Annotated in this window: 23 protein-coding genes and 1 other annotated feature; of the genes, 9 read left to right on the top strand and 14 right to left on the bottom strand. The window is 50.2% G+C overall.

Annotation, left to right across the window (positions count from 1 at the left end; genetic code table 11):
- Positions 1–22 precede the first annotated feature (22 nt).
- Positions 23–481: a carboxymuconolactone decarboxylase family protein gene (locus JET16_RS14710; RefSeq protein WP_199617026.1), complete on the top strand. Its 459-nt coding sequence runs from the start codon at positions 23–25 to the stop codon at positions 479–481.
- Between the two features lie 22 nt (positions 482–503).
- Here the strand turns inward: JET16_RS14710 and JET16_RS14705 are convergent, their stop codons facing one another.
- A complete protein-coding gene (locus JET16_RS14705) occupies positions 504–887 on the bottom strand; it encodes a winged helix-turn-helix transcriptional regulator (protein WP_199617025.1) in 384 nt (127 codons plus the stop codon).
- A 132-nt stretch (positions 888–1,019) separates the two neighbouring features.
- On the opposite strand from JET16_RS14705, the gene JET16_RS14700 reads away from it, so the two are divergent.
- The 3 genes from JET16_RS14700 to JET16_RS14690 all read left to right on the top strand — a co-directional run bounded on the left by JET16_RS14700 (position 1,020) and on the right by JET16_RS14690 (position 2,922).
- On the top strand, positions 1,020–1,682 hold the full coding sequence (locus JET16_RS14700; RefSeq protein ID WP_199617024.1) for an NAD(P)H-dependent oxidoreductase: 663 nt from the start codon (positions 1,020–1,022) through the stop codon (positions 1,680–1,682).
- A gap of 176 nt (positions 1,683–1,858) precedes the next feature.
- Complete coding sequence (locus tag JET16_RS14695; RefSeq protein WP_199617023.1) at positions 1,859–2,188, top strand: PadR family transcriptional regulator; 330 nt, start codon at positions 1,859–1,861, stop codon at positions 2,186–2,188.
- Between the two features lie 17 nt (positions 2,189–2,205).
- Positions 2,206–2,922 (top strand): pentapeptide repeat-containing protein, encoded by a 717-nt coding sequence (locus JET16_RS14690; protein ID WP_199617022.1) that lies wholly within the window; start codon positions 2,206–2,208, stop codon positions 2,920–2,922.
- Positions 2,923–3,113: 191 nt separating this feature from the next.
- Here JET16_RS14690 and JET16_RS14685 read toward each other — a convergent pair whose 3' ends face one another.
- Positions 3,114–4,004: a LysR family transcriptional regulator gene (locus tag JET16_RS14685; RefSeq protein ID WP_199617020.1), complete on the bottom strand. Its 891-nt coding sequence runs from the start codon at positions 4,002–4,004 to the stop codon at positions 3,114–3,116.
- Between the two features lie 109 nt (positions 4,005–4,113).
- Between JET16_RS14685 and JET16_RS14680 the strand changes: the two genes are divergently transcribed.
- Positions 4,114–4,281: a hypothetical protein gene (locus JET16_RS14680; RefSeq protein ID WP_199617018.1), complete on the top strand. Its 168-nt coding sequence runs from the start codon at positions 4,114–4,116 to the stop codon at positions 4,279–4,281.
- A gap of 24 nt (positions 4,282–4,305) precedes the next feature.
- On the opposite strand, the gene JET16_RS14675 is transcribed toward JET16_RS14680, so the two are convergent.
- The gene (locus tag JET16_RS14675; protein ID WP_199617016.1) at positions 4,306–4,608 is read right to left on the bottom strand and encodes a putative quinol monooxygenase; all 303 of its coding nucleotides are present in this window, start codon (positions 4,606–4,608) and stop codon (positions 4,306–4,308) included.
- Positions 4,609–5,017: 409 nt separating this feature from the next.
- Here JET16_RS14675 and JET16_RS14670 point away from each other — a divergent pair, with 409 nt between their 5' ends.
- Together JET16_RS14670 and JET16_RS14665 are read left to right on the top strand one after the other, a co-directional pair.
- The gene (locus JET16_RS14670; protein ID WP_199617014.1) at positions 5,018–6,265 is read left to right on the top strand and encodes a stalk domain-containing protein; all 1,248 of its coding nucleotides are present in this window, start codon (positions 5,018–5,020) and stop codon (positions 6,263–6,265) included.
- A 63-nt stretch (positions 6,266–6,328) separates the two neighbouring features.
- Positions 6,329–6,549 (top strand) — a binding site (T-box leader).
- Between the two features lie 40 nt (positions 6,550–6,589).
- Positions 6,590–8,455, top strand: coding sequence for an arginine--tRNA ligase (locus JET16_RS14665; protein WP_199617012.1), 1,866 nt, complete (start codon positions 6,590–6,592; stop codon positions 8,453–8,455).
- Between the two features lie 32 nt (positions 8,456–8,487).
- Here the strand turns inward: JET16_RS14665 and JET16_RS14660 are convergent, their stop codons facing one another.
- From JET16_RS14660 to JET16_RS14645, 4 genes are all read right to left on the bottom strand, one after another.
- The gene (locus JET16_RS14660; protein WP_267908700.1) at positions 8,488–10,134 is read right to left on the bottom strand and encodes an MFS transporter; all 1,647 of its coding nucleotides are present in this window, start codon (positions 10,132–10,134) and stop codon (positions 8,488–8,490) included.
- A 3-nt stretch (positions 10,135–10,137) separates the two neighbouring features.
- Positions 10,138–11,403: an RCC1 domain-containing protein gene (locus tag JET16_RS14655; RefSeq protein WP_199617008.1), complete on the bottom strand. Its 1,266-nt coding sequence runs from the start codon at positions 11,401–11,403 to the stop codon at positions 10,138–10,140.
- Positions 11,404–11,406: 3 nt separating this feature from the next.
- Positions 11,407–12,138: a dioxygenase family protein gene (locus JET16_RS14650; RefSeq protein ID WP_199617006.1), complete on the bottom strand. Its 732-nt coding sequence runs from the start codon at positions 12,136–12,138 to the stop codon at positions 11,407–11,409.
- Positions 12,139–12,289: 151 nt separating this feature from the next.
- Positions 12,290–13,036 carry a YceI family protein gene (locus tag JET16_RS14645; protein WP_199617004.1) on the bottom strand — a complete coding sequence of 249 codons (747 nt, stop codon included), beginning with the start codon at positions 13,034–13,036 and terminating at the stop codon, positions 12,290–12,292.
- Between the two features lie 205 nt (positions 13,037–13,241).
- On the opposite strand from JET16_RS14645, the gene JET16_RS14640 reads away from it, so the two are divergent.
- Positions 13,242–13,925, top strand: coding sequence for a response regulator transcription factor (locus JET16_RS14640; protein ID WP_199617002.1), 684 nt, complete (start codon positions 13,242–13,244; stop codon positions 13,923–13,925).
- A complete protein-coding gene (locus tag JET16_RS14635; RefSeq protein ID WP_199617001.1) occupies positions 13,910–15,304 on the top strand; it encodes a HAMP domain-containing sensor histidine kinase in 1,395 nt (464 codons plus the stop codon). The genes JET16_RS14640 and JET16_RS14635 overlap by 16 nt, the downstream gene beginning before the upstream one ends.
- Before the next feature lie 74 nt (positions 15,305–15,378).
- On the opposite strand, the gene JET16_RS14630 is transcribed toward JET16_RS14635, so the two are convergent.
- The 7 genes from JET16_RS14630 to JET16_RS14600 form a co-directional block, all read right to left on the bottom strand.
- Complete coding sequence (locus JET16_RS14630) at positions 15,379–15,885, bottom strand: tetratricopeptide repeat protein (RefSeq protein ID WP_199617000.1); 507 nt, start codon at positions 15,883–15,885, stop codon at positions 15,379–15,381.
- A 32-nt stretch (positions 15,886–15,917) separates the two neighbouring features.
- On the bottom strand, positions 15,918–16,067 hold the full coding sequence (locus tag JET16_RS14625; protein ID WP_199616999.1) for a hypothetical protein: 150 nt from the start codon (positions 16,065–16,067) through the stop codon (positions 15,918–15,920).
- Positions 16,068–16,168: 101 nt separating this feature from the next.
- Positions 16,169–17,080, bottom strand: coding sequence for a dihydrodipicolinate synthase family protein (locus JET16_RS14620; protein WP_199616998.1), 912 nt, complete (start codon positions 17,078–17,080; stop codon positions 16,169–16,171).
- A gap of 38 nt (positions 17,081–17,118) precedes the next feature.
- Positions 17,119–18,405 carry a TRAP transporter large permease gene (locus tag JET16_RS14615; RefSeq protein WP_199616997.1) on the bottom strand — a complete coding sequence of 429 codons (1,287 nt, stop codon included), beginning with the start codon at positions 18,403–18,405 and terminating at the stop codon, positions 17,119–17,121.
- Positions 18,402–18,896 carry a TRAP transporter small permease gene (locus JET16_RS14610; RefSeq protein WP_199616995.1) on the bottom strand — a complete coding sequence of 165 codons (495 nt, stop codon included), beginning with the start codon at positions 18,894–18,896 and terminating at the stop codon, positions 18,402–18,404. Before JET16_RS14610 ends, JET16_RS14615 begins: the two co-directional genes overlap by 4 nt.
- A gap of 65 nt (positions 18,897–18,961) precedes the next feature.
- Positions 18,962–20,032, bottom strand: a complete 1,071-nt coding sequence (locus tag JET16_RS14605; RefSeq protein WP_199616993.1) for a sialic acid TRAP transporter substrate-binding protein SiaP — start codon at positions 20,030–20,032, stop codon at positions 18,962–18,964.
- Between the two features lie 19 nt (positions 20,033–20,051).
- Positions 20,052–21,116, bottom strand: coding sequence for a LacI family DNA-binding transcriptional regulator (locus JET16_RS14600; RefSeq protein ID WP_199616991.1), 1,065 nt, complete (start codon positions 21,114–21,116; stop codon positions 20,052–20,054).
- Between the last annotated feature and the right edge of the window lie 182 nt (positions 21,117–21,298).

The raw sequence follows: 21,298 nt of genomic DNA, 5'->3' as shown, positions 1-21,298 counted from the left end.
TTTTTTACCGGAGGAGATATTCATGAAACAACGCATTAATTACACACGTGTTGCCCCAGAAGCGTTCAAAGCGATGCTGCAATTCGAGGAATATGTAAAAACAACGGACTTCGATAAAAAACTGATTGAACTGATCAAGATCAGAGCGTCTCAAATTAACGGCTGTGCGTATTGTTTGGACATGCACACGAAAGATGCCCGGGCAATCGGCGAAACCGAGCAAAGAATCTACTGTTTGAACGCCTGGCGCGAGAGCCCGTTCTATACGGACGCCGAGCGTGCGGCATTGGAATTGACCGAATCGGTGACTCTTGTTTCTGCGAAAGGAGTGCCGGATGAGCTGTACGAGCGCGTCCGCCGGCACTTCGACGAGAAGCAGTTTGTCGATCTCGTAATGATTATCATCGCCATTAACGGTTGGAACCGGTTGTCGATTTCAATGAACAATATTCCGGGTCACTACAAACCAAATATACACTAACATACAAACGGGTTATGGACTTTTACTCCCTAACCCGTTTTGTCGACGAAGGTTCCTTTCTGACGATTTTACTTTTGTATTCTTCTCCCCACTGTTTCATTGAAAGAATAATCGGCGCAAGCGACTTGCCGAACGAAGTGAGAGAATACTCGACTTTCGGAGGAATCTGATGATACACCTCCCTGTGAATTATTCCGTCTTCCTCCAATTCCCTAAGCTGCAAGGTCAGCATTCGCTGGGTTATCGCAGGACATATTCGCCGAAACTCGTTAAACCGCTTCTTACCGTCGATCAAATGATAAAGAAGAACCCCTTTCCACTTCCCGCCTATCACATCCAGGGTAAATTCTACCGGGCAGCCTTCAGCGTTACCGCTTGCCCCATATCCGCTTTTCCGGTTTCTCATTTTCGCCCTCCACAGTATATATTTTGATACTACATAACATAAATGTGCGTACTTATTGATTATATATTATTTACGATATAATCAACATTGGATGTGGAGCAACTGATAACGCCGGAGAACGGAGGAACCAAAATGAATAAAGAGCAAATTCTTAACGCTTTTCACTTTAGACACGCCTGCAAGGAATTTGATCCGGAGAAGAAGATTTCCCGCGAAGATTTTGATTATATTTTGGAAACGGGCCGGCTTTCGCCAAGCTCTTTCGGTTTCGAGCCATGGAAATTTGTCGTTGTGCAGCAGCCGCTTCTTCGTGAAAAGCTTTTGCCGGTTACTTGGGGAGCCCAAAAGCAGATTCCCACCTCGAGCTACTTTGTAATCATTTTGGCAAGGACTAAGAAGGATTTGGTTGCAGATGCAGACCATATCCGGAACATCATGGAGAATATCCAACAATTGCCGGAAGAAGTCGTCAAGCGCAAGGGGGAAATTTATCACCGATTTTTGGAGACGGATTTTAAGATTCTGGACAACGAGCGCGTCATGTTTGAGTGGGCTTGCAGGCAGACGTATATCGCCCTGGGGAACATGATGACCGCGGCCGCTCTGATTGGAATCGATTCCTGTCCGATTGAAGGATTCGACAAGGATCAAGCCGAGAGTATTTTAAGGGACGAGGGCCTCTTGGAAGGGGATCGTTTCGGCATCTCCTGCATGGTCGCTTTCGGATACAGGGTTAAAGAACCCCGGGATAAAACAAGGCAGCGAATCGAACAAGTTGTCGAATGGGTTCAATAAGCCGCTGTCTAAAAATTCATATAGCTGACTGATGCCAGCGTATGTGACTGTCGACAACATTACCGTCGGCAGTCTTTCTTTTTGTGCAAAAGTATTGTTTTGGATTGTTACGCTCATAATATTACATTGACAGTCATAGTAATTTGATTTACATTGTACTCAAGGAGGTGAGGAGGGTGGCCGACAATAAAATCTCATCGGATCTGCTTAGAGGACACACCGACACCATTATTCTCAAATTACTGATGAGCGGCGATAAATACGGATATGAAATCAGCAAATTGGTGCATTCGGGATCCGGAGGCGAGTATGAACTGAAAGAAGCGACCATGTATTCAAGCCTCAAGAGGATGGAGCTCGAAGGAAACATTACCTCTTACTGGGGGGATGAGACCCAGGGCGGCCGCAGAAAATACTACCGCATTACGGACAAAGGAAAGAGAACGTATGTTGAAAATAAAAACAACTGGGAGTATGCGAAATCAATTCTAGATAAATTAATTTGAGAAAGGCGGAATCATGGATGAACGATAAATTGACCCGGTATTTGGACAGCGTGTTTTTGCCGTATGAGGACATAAAACAAATTAAGGAGCTTAAGGAAGAACTGAGGAATGATCTGCAGGAGAAATTGAGCGATTTAAAAAACGACGGCTATGACGATGAGGCGGCGTTTCATAAGACGATCGAATCCATTGGCGATATTTCCGAGCTTATCGAAACCATCAACGCAAAGACAAGAGAGCTTCAGCAAATAGTCGGAATGGATTTTTCCAAGAGCAACTTGAAAAACTCGGATTTTGTGGCCATAAAAATTCGTAACGGAAAGTTCAACTACAGCAATTTGCAGGGCTCCGACTTCAGCCATTCCGATTTAACCGGGAGCACCTTTAAGTGCAGCAATCTGGATAACGCGAAGTTTGACGGAGCCAATCTTACAGGAGCAAATATCGTTAAATCAAACCTGAGAGGAGCGAGCTTTAACAATAGCGTGCTGCATTTCGCGGAATTTCGTTATTCGGACTTAAACTGCGTGTGCTTTGATCATCTGACTTTCAACGGCACCGTGTTCGATCACTCCAGCTTAAGGGGAACTTCTTTTAGAAATTCCATATTCACAAATGTATCCTTCAAAACCGACGTTAAGAAAGCGATATTTGACGGTGCGACGATGGATAAACCGACTTATGCCATTCTCAAGGGCTTTAAAGCAAACCTGGATAATGTGACCGTAATTTAAGGGGGAATTGTAAAGAGTGCCACTAGGAAAAACAAATCTCGGTCTCGTCGTGGCCGGCCTCCTAATAGGTATTCTCGTTTCGGCTATGGACAACACAATCGTGGCAACCGCAATGGGACACGATAGTCGCCGATCGGCTTGCCGCGGCAAGCCCCTTTCAGTTATTAGCTTACCGCCGGCTTCCCGAGAAACTAATCCCGGGTGAGCCGGTTTGTGATTTCCATAAAAATTCTCAACGCCGGCGAAATCCATTTATCTTTATGCCAAGCGAGCTGCGTGACAACTGAAAGCTCATCGCCCGCCCATCGAAGCGCAGCCATGCGGCCCGACTCGATCTCCGTTCTTACGGCCATTTCAGGAAGCACCGCGATACCGATCCCCGCCATCACATTTTGTTTAATCGCCTCGACGCTTGTAAATTCAAGCTTAACCCCCGGACGCACTTCTGCCGCATGCAGCTGCTGCTCAAATAATAGCCGGTAACTGCAGCCTGTCTCGGTTAAAATCAGCACTTCGCCGGCGAGGTCATCGGAAAATACGGTTTCCAACTCGGTCAGCGGGTGATTGGGCTCCGCAATGACACATAACCGTTCCTTTAGTAAATGCTCAATATTCAACGTATCCGATTGGAACGGTTCATCAAGCAGCAAAGCCACGTCCAGCGACCCTTGCATGACTGCTCGTCTAAGTTCGCTGCAAACCTGCCCCCGCTGGAAATCAAGCTCCACCTTCGGGCAACGCGTACGAAACTCCCGCAATATCGGCGGCAGCCGGTAAGTAAACAAGCTTTCCGGAGCCCCGATCCGCAACGTTCCGCTCGGTTCGTCGTTTCCGGGCACCACGCTCCTCGCTTCGGCTTCCAGCTGCAGCATTTTCTCCGAATAATACAACAACCGCTTCCCCGCTTCAGTCAAGGTGACTCGTTTTCCCAATCTGTCGAACAGAGGCACGCCGAGCTGCTGCTCCAAATCTTGAATCTGCGCCGTTACACTCGATTGGGCGTACGACAATACTTCGGCAGCCCGCGTGAAGCTTAACTCGGCCGCAACTGCGCGAAACGTTTTCAACTGCTTAAGCTCCATCTCGAAACTCCCTCCGATCGGAAATGCCGATTAATAAAATCGGTATTATCGTATGACACGATTATACCTTCTGTTGTAATTTATGAGAAGAGAGATTGGAGGGATTCGAATGATTAAGAAAATCGGTTTGACTTTCGTTTTGTTGTTTTTGCTGATTGGTTTATTATCAGGCTGCGGAGGCGGACGGTATGCCCATGAATCGATTCTCGGAATGCCGGATAAGCCATTCGGCAAATCGACATCAATTCAAAATATGACGCACTGCGATTCTCAATAATGACGGCAAGCTTTCTTTCCGCACTCAAACCCCTTTGCCGCCGACAACTTGCAGCTTGACTCCGTCGATGCCGGCAATTATCGGTCTGGCCCGTTGAATAAGCTCCTTTGTCGACTCTAGAGCGAGGGAAGCCGCGTGATCCGCCTGATCCCGCCACAACTCCATCACATACACCGAATCAGGATCCGACTCTGAAATGTTCACGGCATACATCTCGCAGCCTTCAACCGAATGCATCGCTTCCGCGGCTTCCAATAAAATTTGCAGCAGCGCGTCGCGTTGCCCTTCGAGTGCGGTTATTTTACCGCTCATTCCGAAATTAGCCATATGCACCATCCTTTTTTTTGGCAGTTGCACTTATTGTACAAATTATTCCCTGACAATTACAGTCAGTTAAGTCCCCTGCTGTTGAATGAAGACGCCCCGGACAAAAGAGCACCGGGGCGCCCCAGCTTTGCCTGCACGACGCTACTCAGTTTCGTTTTTCCAGTAACGCATCGGCAAAACGCTGCAAATTATAGAATGAGTACTTCATCCCGCGATCGGCGTATAATTTCGGCGACGGTTTCCGCCGGCGTCAACTTCAGTAGAATCAAGCCACATGCCTCTATACCTTGTTGCAAAATGGCGTGCGCTTTTACAAATATCGGTATGTTTTGAGTAATTTGTTGTCCGAATCTATCGATTCTGTTACATTCATATAGTAATTAATAGAAGCAGATAGAGGAGAGAAACGATGAAACGTTGGGGAAAATTGTTGGCGTGCGCGATGCTTGCGCTGGCAGCAGTCCATGCTGCAGCGGCGCCGCATGCGGCTTCGGCAGCAGCGGGGAAGATCGGCATCATGCTTGACGGCTATCCTCTGCCTTTCGCCGCGGAGCCTGTCGTGGAGAATGGAACAACGCTCGTGCCGTTCCGCTCCATATCGGAAGCGCTTGGAGTGAACGTCGTTTGGGATGCCGAACACAAAAGCATTACCGCAACTAAAGATACAAAACAAATCGTGTTGAAGCTCGGCGACAAGAAAGCATGGGTGAACGGGAAAGAGGAGCTTCTCGCCGTCGCTCCGCGTTCGGCCGGCGGGCATACATTGATCCCGATCAGCTTCTTCAGCCGCCAATTCGGAGCGATAGTCGAATGGAACGGAGCAGCCAAAACAGTGACGATCGTTTCGCCCAAAGAACCGATGTATACACTGGGTTTCTACGCGATTTCTTCCTTTTCGGAACGTTCTTATATTTCGAAATTCGACTCGGTCGCGTTCGGATGGAGCAGGCTCGATGCCGGCGGAAGTTTTACGCTGGAAGGCAACGACTTCAAGTGGCCTCAACCGGCCGGCGACTACACGCCGGAGCGGTTGGTTGAAGATACGTACGCTAACGGCTCGACGCCATACCTAATGGTGTTCTCAGGGGATGCAAATTTGGAGCTTTCAGGCGTGCTGGCCGACAAGGAAAAGCAGGAAAACCTGATCAACCAGGTAATACAAGCCGCGACCGACAACGGCTTCAAAGGCGTATTGCTCGACTTTGAGGGACTCGGACTCACCGGTGACAAAACAACGGTTAGAGCGGAATACAATGCTTTCGTTAAAAATGCAGCGGATCGCGCGAAGCAATCTGGACTTAAACTTGCGATAGCGGTCCATCCTCTGAACGGACCATATAAGGGCTACGACTATGCCGCTTTGGGGAACCTCGCCGACGAATTGATCATAATGGCATATGCTTACGAAGACGAAAAAAGTCCGGAACCCGACAACAAAGTAGATGAAGCAATCAGGTTGGCGTTGAAGGAAACCGCGAAAGAAAAATTGGTGCTCGGCATTTCGTTGGCAAGCGAAAATGTGAATTCGGTCCACGTGAAGACAGGACTCGCCAAGCGATACGGCTTGAAAGGTATCGCCATATGGCGGCTCGGGCTGATCGGCAGCGACGCAATGAGCCAAATGGAATCGTCCATCGAATTTGGTAGGATGAAATAACTTTTCGCTGCATTTTTTTAAATTGATTTTTTTTCGATTTGGTTATAATATTGACAAAATATCGCAAATTCGATGACCGGGAGAGTAGCTGTCGGCATAAGTTCAAGCGAGCCGGGATGGTGAGAGCCGGTACGGAGCTAACAGTGAAGCGGGCCCATGAGAATGGCTTCCGAATGTCACAGTAGGAAGTCACGGCTAAGACCGTTATCTTAATGAGTGGTTAAACGCAAGTTTAACAACAAGAGTGGTACCGCGAACGGAACGGATGAGCCTTCGTCTCTTAATGGAGACGATGGCTTTTATTTTTTTCAAGGAGGTTTTTTAATGATCAGCCTGGCTATTATCAACGGAATAGAGAGAGCGGTGGAAAGTCTTTTTCACGAACTGGGTCTCAAATTTACCGCTGACATAAAAATCAATGTGGAACAACCCGCTCACTTGGAGCACGGCGACTATTCGACGAATGTTGCCATGCAACTTGCCAAAGCGTTGCGCAAGGCGCCCCTACAAATAGCCGAAGCGTTGAAGAGCAAACTCGAACAACAAGGCAGCATTGATAACTTGATTGCAAAAATCGAAGTCGCTCCTCCGGGATTTATCAATATGCATCTCGATTGGAAGCAATGGGCTCAACGAGAATTCGCATTGCCTGCAGGTACCGGTGAAAAGGCGGTCGTTGAGCATACATCCATCAACCCCAATAAATCGGCTCACATCGGACACCTAAGAAATTCATGTATCGGCGACACGGTGGTGCGGCTGTTAAAGAGATCCGGATACAACGTGGAAGTCCACAATTACATCGATGACTTGGGAAATCAGCTGGCTGACACTGTTGTAGGTGTATTGAACATTCCCCACAAGAAGGAACATTCGCGTTTCGGCGACTTTTGCTGGGATGTTTACTCTAAAGTCAATAAAGAGTATGAGAATAATCCCGAGCTGCTGGAGCAAAGGACTAAAGTGCTTCACTCGCTTGAGGAAGGGAACGAGAACCTCTCTTGGATCGGGTTCATTGCAGCTGAACAGATTGTACGCGAGCATCTCGAAGAGATGAACGAGTTCGGAATCAACTATGATTTGTTGGTGTGGGAAAGCAATATTGTGAGAGAAGGATTCTGGGCTTCTGCTTTCAGCCTGCTGCAACAAACTCCGCAATTTTATCGGGAAAGCTCCGGAAAGCTGGAAGGGTGTTGGGTATTAAAGCAGCCTTCATCCGAAACGGAAGAGAACGATAGTTCCGAACACAGCACGGACAAAGTGCTCGTTCGCTCCAACGGCATATTGACCTACACGGCGAAAGATATCGCCTATCATCTATGGAAATTCGGGCTGCTTGATAAAGACTTCTTGTATAAACGATTTTCGGACGGTTTATGGACGACCCACAGCAGCGGGACTGATTCATCCTTCGGGAAAGCGGATATCGTGATCAATGTCATCGACCACAGGCAGCAATATCCGCAAGCGATGGTCAAACAGGCGCTTGAAATCTTAGGCTATGCGCAACAAGCGGAGAAGCTTCGCCATGTGAGCTACGGCGTCGTTTCATTAAGTCCGGGAGCGGCGAAGGAGCTTGGAATAGACACCTCGGACGGCAAAGCTTCATACGCCATGTCCGGACGGCAAGGGATCGGAATTAAAATATCGGATTTGCTCGACATTATGGAAGGTGTCATCGAAAATAAGCGTTCGGATAAAGACGGTTTAGCGAGCAGAGCGATTGCCGCCGCCTCGATCCGTTATTATCTTCTTCGCTTCAGCTTATTGACCGAGGTTGTGTTTGACATCCAGCAGGCGACCGAAGTAACCGGCAACACGGGCGTTTACTTAATGTATTCCCACGCCCGGGCGGCAAATATAGTAAGCAAAGCCGCAGCCGAACACAATATGAAGCCGGCGATACCCGATGAGATCAATCAATTGGATAAATCAGAGTATGCTTTGCTAAGGCATTTGGCTGCTTGGCAGGATACTTTATATACGGCCTGCATCGAACTGTCTCCCAACATTGTATGCAACTACGCTCATGAGCTGGCAACGCTGTTTAACAACTTCTACGCGGCTTGCCCGATTCTGAAAGCGGATGGAGACAAGAAGCAGTTAAGGCTTTGGCTCGTCTCCAAATTCAAAGAAACGCTCGGAGACGCATTGAACGTGCTCGGACTCCCGGCGCCTGACCGCATGTAAAGGGCGCCCTGCGGTACGTTTCATAATATTTTTCAGTCATCGTCTTCCAGCAGCTCCGCCAGTTCCTCGCGATCCGCCTGATCGGCCGTCTTATGGATCGTTCCGTACGGGTGCTCGGCCGGAGCGTAAATGCTGTAGATTTTGAGCGGTTTACTGCCGGTGTTGATGACGTTATGAAACATCCCGGCGGGAACCATAATGGCGCTGTCAGTTTGCGCATGCCGCTCGAAAGAAAGCTCGTCTTCGCGCGGTCCCATCCGCACGATGGCCTCTCCATCCTCAATTCGCAGAAATTGATCGATATTCCGGTGCACTTCCAGGCCCACTTCTCCGCCTACGGGAATCGACATGACCGTCACCTGCATTTGCTGGCCGGTCCAAACCGCGGTGCGGAAATTTTCGTTTTCAATCGTCAACTTCTTTATATCTTCCACGTACGGTTTGCGGCCGAAATCCGTCATGCTGTTATAATCACGTTGATTTGTAAGAAACAGGTAAGCCGCGAGTGCAACCGCCAGTAATCCTGTAACGGCAAAGACGATTTTAGCGCCGAACCCCGTCCAAGCGAAACCGATCGCAAGCGTTCCAATAAGTGTGGCGGCTGCCTGAAATGCCATCATGACGCCAAGTCCCGAGGCGCGGTCTTTCTGCTTTATATGCAGCGAAATCCAGGCGCTCGTTAATCCTTCGTAGACGCTTTGGAACACCGCATAGATGATGAATGCGGCAAAGACGAGCAAGAGCGGCAGTTCGTTTTGGCTTAGCAGCATATACGTCGCGGCGAGCGACAATGCACCTACGGCAAAAGTTTTCGCAAACCCGATCCGATCGCCTAGCGAGCCAAGGTAATAGATAATGAATGTGCCTGTCAGGTTATAAACTACGTAAGCGCTAATAATCAGAAGATCGCTCAGACCGAGCTCGCGGGCGCGCAGCAGCAGGTAAATGTCGGTGCTCTTAATCAACGTAATGATCGTAATAAGATACAGTACGCGTTTATAATTGGGCGAAGCCGTCCGGTATTGCGTCTGCAATCGGCGGTACAGCCCTCTCATACCTGCCTTCTCTACGGCAGGCAGCTCCGTCTTATTGCCCGGTTCTTTAATAAACCAACCGGCAATGATTGCCGCAACGCCCGGAATAACCGTCAGACCGATAATCAGCGTAATGTTTTCGCTATAAAAATACATAATCGCCAATGTAATAAGCGGACCGAGCGTGGCGCCGAGCGTATCGGCGGCGCGATGAAAGCCGAATACCCGGCCGCGATTGACAGGGGTGGATGCATCGGCGAGCAAAGCGTCACGCGGTGCGTTGCGTATGCCTTTGCCAAATCGATCCAGCAGCCTGAAGCCAAAAATCGCCCAATAAGTCGGGAAGAGCGCCATCAGCGGTTTGGCGAGCGCCGAAATCGTATAACCGGCATTCACCAGGCCTTTGCGCCGCTGCAGGTGGTCGGAGTACACTCCGCTTGCGAGCTTGATCACACCGGTGACAAGCTGCGAAATGCCTTCGATCAAACCGATTAGAATGATTCCGTAACCGATATCGCTCAGGTAAAGCGGCATTATGGGATAAAGCATCTCGGTTGCGATATCCGTAAAAAAGCTGACAATCGATAAAATAATGACATTACGGGATAAAAATGCGGCGGTTTTTCGTTTTGCGGTTATCCTCATTTTTTAATAGGCCAGAATGAAGGCCCCTCCTGCTATAATTTGGCTTTCATTCGAAAGATTTGTGAGCATCGGTGTGGAATTGTAGTCGGTCGCAGCAATTCCGGGCGCCTGATTGTTTTTGTTCACACCCCATGCCCAAACGCGTCCCTCTTCGTCGAGCGCAAGGGAGAAGTCGTGTCCGGCGGCAATGCTCGCAATCGCCGGCAGTCCCGCGACAGCTTCGGGTTCAAACACTCCTTCAAGGTTGCCGAGATCTTTTCCCAGCTGCCCGGAGTTATCGGCACCCCACGCCCAGACCTTGCCTTGTGCGTCAAGCGCCAAGGAGTGTCGTGTACTGGCCGCAACCTCCACAATGTCCGTCAGCCCCGGTATCGTCTCGGCCGGTACAATGTCAGCCGTCGGATACCCCAACTGTCCGTACGCATTACAGCCTTTGGACTTGACCGTGCCGTCGGCCTGCAGTGCCAACACATGGCCGAAGCCCGCCGCAATTTGAGTGCTTCCGGCCAGTTCGGGAATTTCTACCGGCGTCAGGCTGCTCACGGCGACAAAGCCCTGAAACTCGCAAAGCTCTTGCGTGTCGCTGCTGCTTGGATCCGCATTGGCATCGACATAGTAACTGATTCCTGTGGCAGACTGGCCGATCAGCTGCAACAGTTCGGCAAATGTCCGTTTGGTGTCTTGTTTGCATTTGGCGCCCCAGCCGTATACCTTTTCATTATCAAGCGTCACTAATGAGAAACGATGCCCGGCGGATATACCGGAGGCTGTGTCCGGCAAGCTGATTTTTACCGGTTTCCGGCGGTCGCCCCGGTCGCCCGTGCCGAGCTGTCCTGCGATGTTATTGCCCCAAACCCAAACATTCCCGTCCGCGTCAAGCGCCATGCTATGGCGGAACCCTGCGCTGATTTCCGTAATGAGCGGAAGCCCTTCAATTTTTTGCGGACCGCTGACAATTCCCTTTGCGCTGTCTATGCCGACTTGTCCATACGTATTGTCGCCCCAAGCGTACACCGTGCCTTTCTCCGTCAGCACTAACGCATGGTCAAATCCGGCCGCCGCCTGCGACACCTTTTCAGAAATATCAATCATGCTGCTCGTGCCGCCGGTCGAATAATTGCCCAACTGCCCGTGGGTATTTCTGCCGCTGGCCGAGATGACAGTCTCGCCGGCGGCTGTTTTCGGAAACAGGGCATAAATGACGCCGGCAACCACCGCAACAGCTATAACGCCGAAAATAATCGTATGCGGAGCTATGTTTTTTCTCATATGCTAGTTCGCGGCGAGTCTGTAATTAAAAGTAGTCATAGGCACACCGTCTACATCGGTGAACGTGACTTGGTTATATGCCGGCAAGCTTTGGGCGATATTGTCCTGATCGGCGGTCATCCGGTCGCCATCCAGATTCGGAATGATCAACTGAGTAATCACGCCCTTATAACCGTCCGCCGTAGTATTGGTATGAATGTGCCGCGTACGCCCCGTGTACTCGCCAGGGTAAATCGTGGTGTATTCGTAATATCCGTTTTCGTCGGTCAGCACATAGCCGCGCAGCGATATCTCATCTTCACTATAGTTGCCGGCCGGGCCGTTGTTGTTCGGATGGTAATTGCCGCTGTCGTCGGCATGCCATATTTCGACTTTGGCGCCCGCGATCGGCGTTGTGCCCGTTGCTCCCGCATAGACGTATCCTTGCACTTTGATCTTTTCGCCCGGCAAGTTGTCATAGTTCAGATTGCCGTCCGTCAACTCACCGGTACCGGTTACGTAGTAGGGACCTTGAGTGGCTTCCCGGGTCAACCCGGTATCGTTGGTTGCCGTTGCAGTGTCAGTCTCTGCGGACTCGTTATCGTCCTCTGAGGTGCCGGTTCCAGCCGACTCGTTATTGGCTGGCGGCGTATCGCTGTCGCTTGGCGACTCGGAGGAACCGCCCGTAGAACAGCCCCCTATCATTAATAGAGCTGCCAGTAACGAAACGACAAGTAGTTTGTGTTTTTTCATCATTCATCTCTCCTCTCCATTATCCGGAATTATACACGCCCGGCGGTTGATTGTTCCTGAAAACTCGCTTAAAGTTTTCATGTTTCGAGAGCGGACATTTTTGCCTATCATATTATAAGGGCCTCGTCTAGAGGCCCTCATTGTTGTTTGCATACTATGCTTTATTCAATACCAGTTCTAGCTGCACCGTAAGTTCGTTCTCTGTCTCTAGAACGACCGTATGCGGGCTGGTCATGCCGAAGTCGGCAAATGTCACCTTTGTCTTGCCGGACAGAAGGAGTTGTCCGTCCCGGTACATCGCTTCCGAATCGAACGTCACTTCTTTTTCTTTCCCTTTCACGACCAAAATTCCTGTAATCTGCAGCGGTAAAGCGGTTCCCTCGATCCATTCCGCCGGGAGCGCCGAGAAGGTTGCTGCTTTGAACGTCGCCTGCGGGTATGTCGCGGTATCCAATAAATCTTCTCTCGTCTTCACATGATCGTCGCGTGTGCCGTTTCCGGATTGAAGCGCGGTCATATCGAGGACGCCTTCGCCTGTCATGGCCGCCGCGTCGTTCAGATCAACGGTCCAAGCGCCTGTGACCGCTTCGTTCACGAAGTTGACCGTTTCTTTCGACGTTGTGACCGACCAGTATACTTTCGAGCCGTCCGCTATGCTCCATTGGCCGTTTACGTCTTCAGGCGCTACTGTTGCGGCGGCTGTGTCCGTCGCTTCTGCTCCTGCTTCCGTTGCTCCGGCCGCTTCGGCTGTTTCGCCTCCGCCTGCCGTCTCTTCGATTGGAGCCATTACCGATTCAATGTCCACATTGTTCCCTACAAAGCGGTCAAAAGCCGCATATCCGCCGATTCCAACTACTGCCACAATCATTAAAACCAATAAATAAATTTGTTTCCTCTTCATTTCATGATTTCCCTCCTGTATATTTGCCGGACGCCCGTCCCGACTATCGCCAGAATAGTGTATCAGCTGAATATGTCCAACATATGTCGAAAGGAGAAAAATGTAAATGTCGAAACTCTAAGCGTATCCGGACGATATGAGGGCTATTGCCGGGGTGACATTCGGTTGCTACAATGGGGGCATCACGCACGAAAGGAAGTTTCCGTTGAAAACGATTCTGGTTGTCGAAGACGAAGCTTCTATCGCACGCGTGTTGTCCGCCTATTTGCGGAATGCCGGTTTCGGCGTTACGCCGGCAGCCGACGGACGGCAAGCGTTGGAGTTGTTCTCGAAGGAACCGCCTGCTCTCGTTATTCTTGACGTGATGCTCCCTCATATGGACGGCTGGGAGGTGCTTCGCCGTATTCGCGAATCGAGCAGCTGTCCCATCATCATGCTGACGGCGCGAGACGGGATCGACGACAGGCTCACCGGACTGAACGGCGGCGCGGACGATTACATGCCGAAGCCGTTCGTTCCCGAAGAAGTCGTCGCCCGCGTTCAAGCGGTGCTGCGGCGCCCGGCGCATTGGACGGACGGCGGGAGGCAAAGGCGGTTCGGACGCTTGAGCATTGATTTCCTTGCTCAGCGCGTCTCCCTCAACGGCGCTGAAGTCACATTGATGCCTCGCGATTTGGCCGTGCTGCTCTTTCTTGCGGAATACCCGAACCGGACGTTTACCAGGGAGCAGCTTATTGAATATGTATGGGGTGCCGATTATGAAGGAAGCGATCGAGCGGTCGATTTGTCGATCAAGCGGATTCGGCAGGCGCTGTCCCATTGGCCTGTGGAAGAAGGGGAAATTCGGACGCTTCGGGGAACGGGGTATCAATTTTGGATCGAAAGCTGAAGCAAACCTCCATATTGTCGTACTGGACAATACGATATTTTGTCATTCTGTGTATCGGACTGTTGGCGCTTGCCGCCGCTTCGGTTTGGTGGACACAACGGGAAACATTGGACAGCCGCCTGCAAACGGTCGCGCTGCTTGCGCAGGAAATCGCCGACCGCGTCGGCGGTTCGAACGCAATTACGGTGCCGCCGGACCTTAGTGAATTGATCGATAAACGTACTCGCTCTTTCAAGCTTGGACGGGTTTGCGTCATCGTCACCGACAAGGCCGGCAAGCTTGTGTACTCTAACGATCCGATCACGCAAGCGGATTTGCGGAAGAAGCTGAACGACAGTCTAGACAAGGCGCGCGAGCCCGGAATCAAGGCGGTTACGGCTCCGATTGAATATAACGGCACCAAGCTCGGACAAGTGGCGCTGCTGCAGCCTACGAAGTCATTGACCAACATGCCCGAAGTAAGATGGGCGCTCGGCTTGCTGCTCTTCAGTCTTACCTTGCTGGGATGGCTGACGATATATTTGCTCTCCAGAAAGCTGGCGCGCCCGATCCTCAATGTGGCGTCGGCCGCCCGCGAGATTAGCCTCGGACATTACGATATTCGGCTGCAGGAGAATGCGAAGGAACGCGAGCTCAATGAGCTGATCGGATCGTTCAAGGAGATGGCGGGCAGGCTGAAGCAATTGGAGCATTCCCGCCAATTTATGCTAGCCGGCTTGACGCATGAGTTGAAAACACCGGTTACATCCGTCAAAGGCCTCGTCCACGCGGTCAAAGAAAAAGTAGTGACAGACGAAGAAGCGGAAGAATTCCTCGAGGCCGCGCTTCAAGAAACAGGCAGACTGGAACGGATGGTCGCCGACCTGCTTGATTACAACGCATTGGCCGCCGGGCACATTCAAATTCGCCGTGAACATATTGAGGCGTCCGCACTGATTTCCGAAATCGCCTATCAATGGTCGCTGCATCAAGGCCAGGACGTCCGCGAACCCGAGCTTTCGCTCCCCAAACAAACTATAGAAGTGGAAGGCGATCCGCTCCGCATCCAACAAATATTGGTCAATCTGCTCAATAATAGCGTACAATCCAAGCATCCGGACCGCCCGCTCGATATCCGCATCGCCTTGCGCGACCGGAACGACGGATACGCCGAAATCGTCGTCAGCGACAACGGGTGCGGCATCCCGCCTTCCGAGCGGAATTTCATATTCGAGCGGTTCTTTCGAGGGGAGAGCAAGAAACGGGCCGTGCGCGGCCTCGGTCTCGGTCTGGCTTTCAGCAGGCTGCTCGCCGAAGCCCAGGGCGGTCAGCTGGTTTTACTGGAGAGTTCGGAAGAAGGAAGCTCGTTCGCTCTGACGCTTCCGGTTGCTGAACAGTAGGACTTACAAAGAAAACAGGCCATCCATTGCGGGATGGCCTTTAATTTGCGGTTAACTTGAATGTATTAAGATTATTACCATGTTTCATCAAGGTGTTGCGAATAGAATACAATCGGCCGTTTGAAGTACTGAAGTTTTTCGTCAGAGGTGGTCTCCATTAAGTTGGCCAAAAGAAGTTCCGTCGACTCCTTATAGTTCTTAGTATTGTACAAAGCAATTGAAAGAAATACTTGAAGTGCCCTATTATCGGGAAACTCTCTCACGCCCCTGCGCAATGTTTCTTCCGCTTGCTCATAATAGCCTAGATAACGGTACGTGCTTCCCAGTCCAAGCAGGGCGCGTTCCAGATCAGGGCCGGCGAGCCCTAGCTCGAGAGACCGTTCATAGAACGGAATAGCTTCTCGTCCTAAACCCGAATTATCATGCGCCACCGCTGTCTGAAAGTTGATCTCGGCGTCATCCGGGTAAGCGGCAACCAAGTCTAACAGGAGCGTTCGAGCTCTCTCCAAAATAGCTTGATCTTGCTTCGCTCGTCCCTCTTCACGCAGTTGAATGGCTTCTGCTAAACGATCCCGTAACATGGTTTAATTCCTTTCTTGAATCAAATAATTTTTCATTTTTTGGCGGCAATCATTTTCCTCCGCATTGTTGCTATGACCTGATCGTGTTCAATCAACTCCGCTCCTTCAGCAACCTGCTTTTCCGCAATCAGAAGCTTGGACTGCAACATGTTACGAGCTTCCATTTTGTCGGAACACTTCATCACTGTTCACCTTCTGCTCCATCAATCCCTCACCCTTCACAGTCCTCAATTCAGTATCCTATCTACATGAAACTCACATATTCTTGATTATGTCAATCCCCCTAAAGATCAAACACCAACCGCACTTTCTCATTAAATCCCGCTAGTGTCGTTTCCAGATCCCGCGCCTCCTCTTCCGTTAAATCCAATTGGGGAGCCCGCATATGCCCTGCGTCTATCCCTCTCAGCTTCAGCGCACTCTTAAAGAACGCCATGTTGCTTCCGTTCCTTAATGCTTCGCAATATTGAATGGCTATCTTCTGCATTTTCCTTGCCTTTTCAAGGTCATTTTCTTTAAAAGCGTCATAAACGGCTACAAAAGGTTCGGGATACACACAGGAAATGCCGGATATCGTCCCGTCGCACCCCATCGCCAGAGCGGGAAGAAAGAGCCGGTCGGTGCCATGCATCACGGAAAAATTGCCCCCGTTAATGTCAAGATACTCGTTCGTTCTCAAGAAATCGGGATAGCTGTATTTGATTCCGATGACGTTTGCAAATTTGTCGGCCACCCTTTGTGCGACCTCCGTTTTCAAATCGTTGGCCGCGCATTGCGGGATATTGTACAGGTACATCGGGAAATCCGCCGGAATGCTCGACGCTACCGCCGCATAATACCGCTCTATTTCACGATCGTTTGCCCCGAAGAATGCCGGCGTTACGGCGCCGATCCCGTCCGCCCCGACTTCCGCGGCGTGCCGGGCCAACTCAACGGTGTCCTCTTGCGTCATGGCGCCTGCATGAATGTATACCGTTACGCGATTAGCCGCAGTTTTAACGACGGTTTCCGCGACAGCTTTTCTCTCGTCCACGGAAAGCTTGAACATTTCTCCCGTCGTGCCGAGCGGGTACAGACAATGAACGCCCTTCGATATTAAAAATTCCGTAAGCTTCTCTACCCGTCCCAAATCTACCCGTCCGTTATCATCGAATGGAGTTACCATTGCAGTCGTTACACCGTATAGATGCTTCATAGCGGTCATCGTCTCCTTACTTCCATGTGTGCGAGCTGTTAAAAGCCTAATAACCTTGGAACGAACAGAACAATTTCAGGGACATATGCAATGAGGAGCAGTACTCCTATCATGACATAAACCATAGGCATCGTTTCTTTAATAACTTCTTTCAGCGGCGTTCCGGACACTCCTGAAGAAATAAACAGCAGCATTCCAAACGGCGGAGTGGACAGGCCGATCATCATGTTGAGCACGATCATGACCCCGAAATGCACTACATCAATCCCCATGCTTGTAACGATAGGAATCACGATCGGAATAAACACAAGCATAATGACGGACGTATCCATAAACATGCCGAGAATGAGAAACAAAATATTGATAATCAACAGGAAAAGGTACGGATTGTCCGTAATGCCCAAGATCAGGTTCGAAACCATGCCTGGAATATGTTCGGACGCGACGATGAATGAAAAAGAATACGCCGCCCCGACCAATAACCCCAAATTACCCACCGTAGCTACCGTCTCTTTCAATAGCCGGCCGAGCGCCTTAAAACCCAGCACACGGTATACGAAAATGGAGATAAGCAAGGCATAGAAAGCGGCTACGGCACCCGCTTCGGTGGGCGTCATGACGCCTCCGTAAATTCCGCCCAGCAGAATGACCGGAGCGAGCAAAGCGGGAAACGCCACTATCGTATAACGGAGGAATTCAGCCGGCGTAAAGCGTGTGCCTCCCGGATAGTTTCTTTTCCTTGCGATATACACGATATAAAGCATGAGCGCAATGCAAATGAGCAGACCCGGAGCGATCCCGCCCGCAAACATCGCGCCGATAGAGGCCCCGGAAAGCATGCAATATATAATCATCGGAATACTTGGCGGGAAAATAGGGCCTACCGTCGCCGAAGCGGACGTAATCGCGCAGCTGAACCCGCCGCTGTAGCCGTGTTTTTTCATGTGCTCGATTTCCATCTTCCCAAGTCCCGCGGCATCTGCAACCGCCGAGCCTGTCATACCGGAAAATATAAGAGAGTTAACGACATTTACATGGCCGAGCCCGCCTCTATAACGCCCGACCAATGCGTTGGCGAACGTAAACACCTTGTCCGAAATCGCACCGTTGTTCATCACATTCGCGGTAAATACAAACAAAGGAACGGCGATGAGTACATAGGAGGAGTACAGGCTGTACATAACGTTATCTACAAGCAACCCCATGTCTTTGCCTGTCAATATAAAGTAAGCCACGGCGGTTGCGATCATTCCAAGCGAGATGGGAACGCGGATTAAGAAGCATATGACAAACAGCAGCAGCGGAATCCCGATCGCCATACTCATATCTGTTCTCCCTTTCTAAGTTGACATAATGAATCTGCAATATCGCGGAGGGAATGTCCGATCATCAGGAGCATCATGATGAAGAACGGAAAGAAAGCGATATTAAACGGGACGCGCAATATCGTTGACTTCTCGATTTTCAGAAACTGAATATAGTCATATACGGGATACAGTGCCGCAGCTAACCCGACCGCCACGATTACGTTTCCAAAGATATTCAACATATACCGCACTTTCTTGGGGAACATATCGAATACGACGGCAAACTCCACCATTTCCTTCCGCCTGCGGGCATAGCACGCTCCAAGAACAACGGTCCATACGAATGCAATCACGCTCACTTCATATGGCCAACTGAGGGGATTGTTGAAGAAATAACGGGTAACGATTTGCAAAATGAACGCAAGGAACATGATCACGAATGTAACGGCGGGAATATAGATCTCAAACAAATCGAGCAAAAATTTGCCCAGTCTTCGGAGTTTCGTCATAAGAAGCACCTCCAATATAGGAGGCATCCCCCGCCCTATAGCGGAAGGATGCCCGCCAACCCGTACTATTTCGCCATGTCTTGTACTTTCTTGTAAAGATCCATGTCCCACGTGGACACCATTTCTTCATTCTCAAGATATTGTTTCTGGACATGCGTCCTGAATGCTTCCACATCCGGAGTGACCACATTTATGCCTTCCGCTTTAAACTGATCGACAAGCTTTCCCTCAGCCTCCAGGTTCGTTTCATCGCAAAATTGTCTGGCCTTCTCTACCGCTTCGAGCATTTTGCTTTGCAGATCCGGGCCCATTTCCTCCCAAACCTTCTCGTTGATCGTTGGCCAGACGGAATCCACCACGTGACCGGTTAAGCTAATGTTCTTCGCGACTTCGTAAAACTTCGCGTTCAACACGGTCGGCAGCGGATTATCTTGCGCATCTACCGTACCCGAGCTAAGCGCCATATATAATTCCGAGAACGCGACCGGAGTCGGATTGCCGCCAAGGGACTTGCCCAGGAAAAGCCACGACGGCGTATTCGGCATTCTCAGTTTGACGCCCTTCAAGTCTTCGGGCTTCATGATGTCTCTGCCGATGTCTTTGTAGTTCAACTGCCGGGATCCGAGATAGAAGGCTCCAAGAGGCCGCATTCCGGTTGCTGCGGCAACGTCGTCGAACACCTTCTTGCCGATTTCTCCGTTTAATACCTTCGTCATATGGTCGTAATCTTTAAAGACGTACCCTGCGGTAAACATGGACAAATAAGGGACTTGTTCCGACAACCATGGCGCCGATGTGTAGGCCATATCCAGGTTGCCTCTTTGCAATGCTTTACCTTCATTATCCTGGTTAAAGAGAGAGCCCGAATGGTGTATTTCAATTTTCACTTGGCCGTCGGTGCTTTTCTCAACCTCGGATTTCAATACTTCAAGCGCTTTCGTATGGGCGTCATTAGGAACGCTCTGAGTGCTGAATTTTAAAGTGAACGTTTTGCCCGTATCTTCCTTGGTATCCGTTCCGGCAGCCGGTTGCTGTCCGGCATCGTTGTTTACTTTGCCCGGACTGCCTCCGCAACCTGCCAAGACGAGAGCTGCTATGATCACGCCGCCGAGAATTTGCAATCCTTTTTTCCCCATATCCGTGCTCCCCCTAATGTTAAATATTTAAGTCAATCCTTTCAGCCTGCAACACACTCTTCTCACCCGATAAAAACCCCCCGCATGTGTCCCGTACAACCAGATACGGCTGAAACATTTGAGACACCGCCGGCTGAATCTCATGTCTTAATAATTTCGCCAGCATTTGGACGCTAGCCGCCGCCATCTCGGCGACGGGCAGGTTAACCGTGGTCAAGGGAGGCACCGCAAACCGCGCATTCTCGTAATTGTCATGTCCGACAATTTCAATATCGCGGGGAACCTCGATGCCATGCTCCCTTAAGGCGAGCAGCGCTCCGACAGCCATCTGATCGCTGAGGACAAATATGGCGGTAGGGCGTTCCTTTGAATCGAGCACTCGCTTGGCCGCCTGATAACCGCCTTCTTCGGAAAATTCATCTTCAGCAATGTGGTCCGGATCAACGCTTATCCCGTACAGTTTGACTGTGTCTAGAAAACCTTCTTTTCGGTTGCGGATAGCCCTGGAAGAAATATCCGGACTGATCAAACCGATCCGGTTGTGGCCCCTTGAATGGAACAACCTCATCACTTCCTGCCCGGTGCGGTAATTATCGACGTTCACCGAGCAGTATTTGTCCGAGTTCCTTTGATACAAAACAATCGGAACGTTTATTTGCGCGTCATTTAAAAACCGTTCATCCTCTTCCGAGGCATTGGCGATAATGGCTCCGTTAAACCGCGTACCGGTCAGCAAGCTGTTCACTTCATTAATTTTGGAACTTACATAAGGCTGGATTAACAGCTCGTATTCCGAATCCAATGACCGCATTCCCAATTGTACTCCTTTAAGGAAAGGCCCGATTAGCGATGCTCTTGTATCTAACGTCCAGAACAAAGCCAGGACGGGCGATACCGTTTCTCCTTCGCTTCGAAGCCGCCTTGCCGAAATATTGGGACGGTAATTTAACGTGCGTGCCGCCTCGAGGATTCGCTGCTGCGTTTGAGCTGAAATTCGGTATTGGTCCCCCTTCCCGTTAATAACTATGGATGCGGTGGTTAAAGACACTTCCGCCAACTTTGCAATTTCTTTAATACTGGACATTTGCTCGCGCTCCTAGTAAGCTATTCAGCTTGCTATAACGTTTTGCTGTAACGTTTAGCTAAAACGTTTCTTCAAAATCATAATACACATATGTAAGCGTTGTCAATGGTTTTCGCACAGCGTAGTTCATCCGTGAACTATCGTGTTTCACTGTGGAACAAGCGCACCTGTTCAATCGCCTT

It is taken from the genome of Paenibacillus alkalitolerans, from assembly GCF_016482785.1.
In the GTDB taxonomy this organism is placed as follows: domain Bacteria; phylum Bacillota; class Bacilli; order Paenibacillales; family YIM-B00363; genus Paenibacillus_AE; species Paenibacillus_AE alkalitolerans.
The sequence above is the reverse complement of the archived record's forward strand: the minus strand, read 5'-3'. Positions and strand labels throughout refer to the sequence as shown.

Coding starts and splice junctions, on each gene's coding strand:
- JET16_RS14605 (WP_199616993.1), bottom strand. CDS start 20,032: ATGGGGAAAAAAGGATTGCAAATTCTCGGCGGCGTGATCATAGCAGCT.
- JET16_RS14675 (WP_199617016.1), bottom strand. CDS start 4,608: ATGGCTAATTTCGGAATGAGCGGTAAAATAACCGCACTCGAAGGGCAA.
- JET16_RS14680 (WP_199617018.1), top strand. CDS start 4,114: ATGATTAAGAAAATCGGTTTGACTTTCGTTTTGTTGTTTTTGCTGATT.
- JET16_RS14620 (WP_199616998.1), bottom strand. CDS start 17,080: ATGAAGCATCTATACGGTGTAACGACTGCAATGGTAACTCCATTCGAT.
- JET16_RS14665 (WP_199617012.1), top strand. CDS start 6,590: ATGATCAGCCTGGCTATTATCAACGGAATAGAGAGAGCGGTGGAAAGT.
- JET16_RS14660 (WP_267908700.1), bottom strand. CDS start 10,134: ATGAGGATAACCGCAAAACGAAAAACCGCCGCATTTTTATCCCGTAAT.
- JET16_RS14600 (WP_199616991.1), bottom strand. CDS start 21,116: ATGTCCAGTATTAAAGAAATTGCAAAGTTGGCGGAAGTGTCTTTAACC.
- JET16_RS14615 (WP_199616997.1), bottom strand. CDS start 18,405: ATGAGTATGGCGATCGGGATTCCGCTGCTGCTGTTTGTCATATGCTTC.
- JET16_RS14650 (WP_199617006.1), bottom strand. CDS start 12,138: ATGATGAAAAAACACAAACTACTTGTCGTTTCGTTACTGGCAGCTCTA.
- JET16_RS14700 (WP_199617024.1), top strand. CDS start 1,020: ATGAATAAAGAGCAAATTCTTAACGCTTTTCACTTTAGACACGCCTGC.
- JET16_RS14645 (WP_199617004.1), bottom strand. CDS start 13,036: ATGAAGAGGAAACAAATTTATTTATTGGTTTTAATGATTGTGGCAGTA.
- JET16_RS14710 (WP_199617026.1), top strand. CDS start 23: ATGAAACAACGCATTAATTACACACGTGTTGCCCCAGAAGCGTTCAAA.
- JET16_RS14685 (WP_199617020.1), bottom strand. CDS start 4,004: ATGGAGCTTAAGCAGTTGAAAACGTTTCGCGCAGTTGCGGCCGAGTTA.
- JET16_RS14610 (WP_199616995.1), bottom strand. CDS start 18,896: ATGACGAAACTCCGAAGACTGGGCAAATTTTTGCTCGATTTGTTTGAG.
- JET16_RS14670 (WP_199617014.1), top strand. CDS start 5,018: ATGAAACGTTGGGGAAAATTGTTGGCGTGCGCGATGCTTGCGCTGGCA.
- JET16_RS14655 (WP_199617008.1), bottom strand. CDS start 11,403: ATGAGAAAAAACATAGCTCCGCATACGATTATTTTCGGCGTTATAGCT.
- JET16_RS14625 (WP_199616999.1), bottom strand. CDS start 16,067: ATGAAGTGTTCCGACAAAATGGAAGCTCGTAACATGTTGCAGTCCAAG.
- JET16_RS14705 (WP_199617025.1), bottom strand. CDS start 887: ATGAGAAACCGGAAAAGCGGATATGGGGCAAGCGGTAACGCTGAAGGC.
- JET16_RS14690 (WP_199617022.1), top strand. CDS start 2,206: ATGAACGATAAATTGACCCGGTATTTGGACAGCGTGTTTTTGCCGTAT.
- JET16_RS14630 (WP_199617000.1), bottom strand. CDS start 15,885: ATGTTACGGGATCGTTTAGCAGAAGCCATTCAACTGCGTGAAGAGGGA.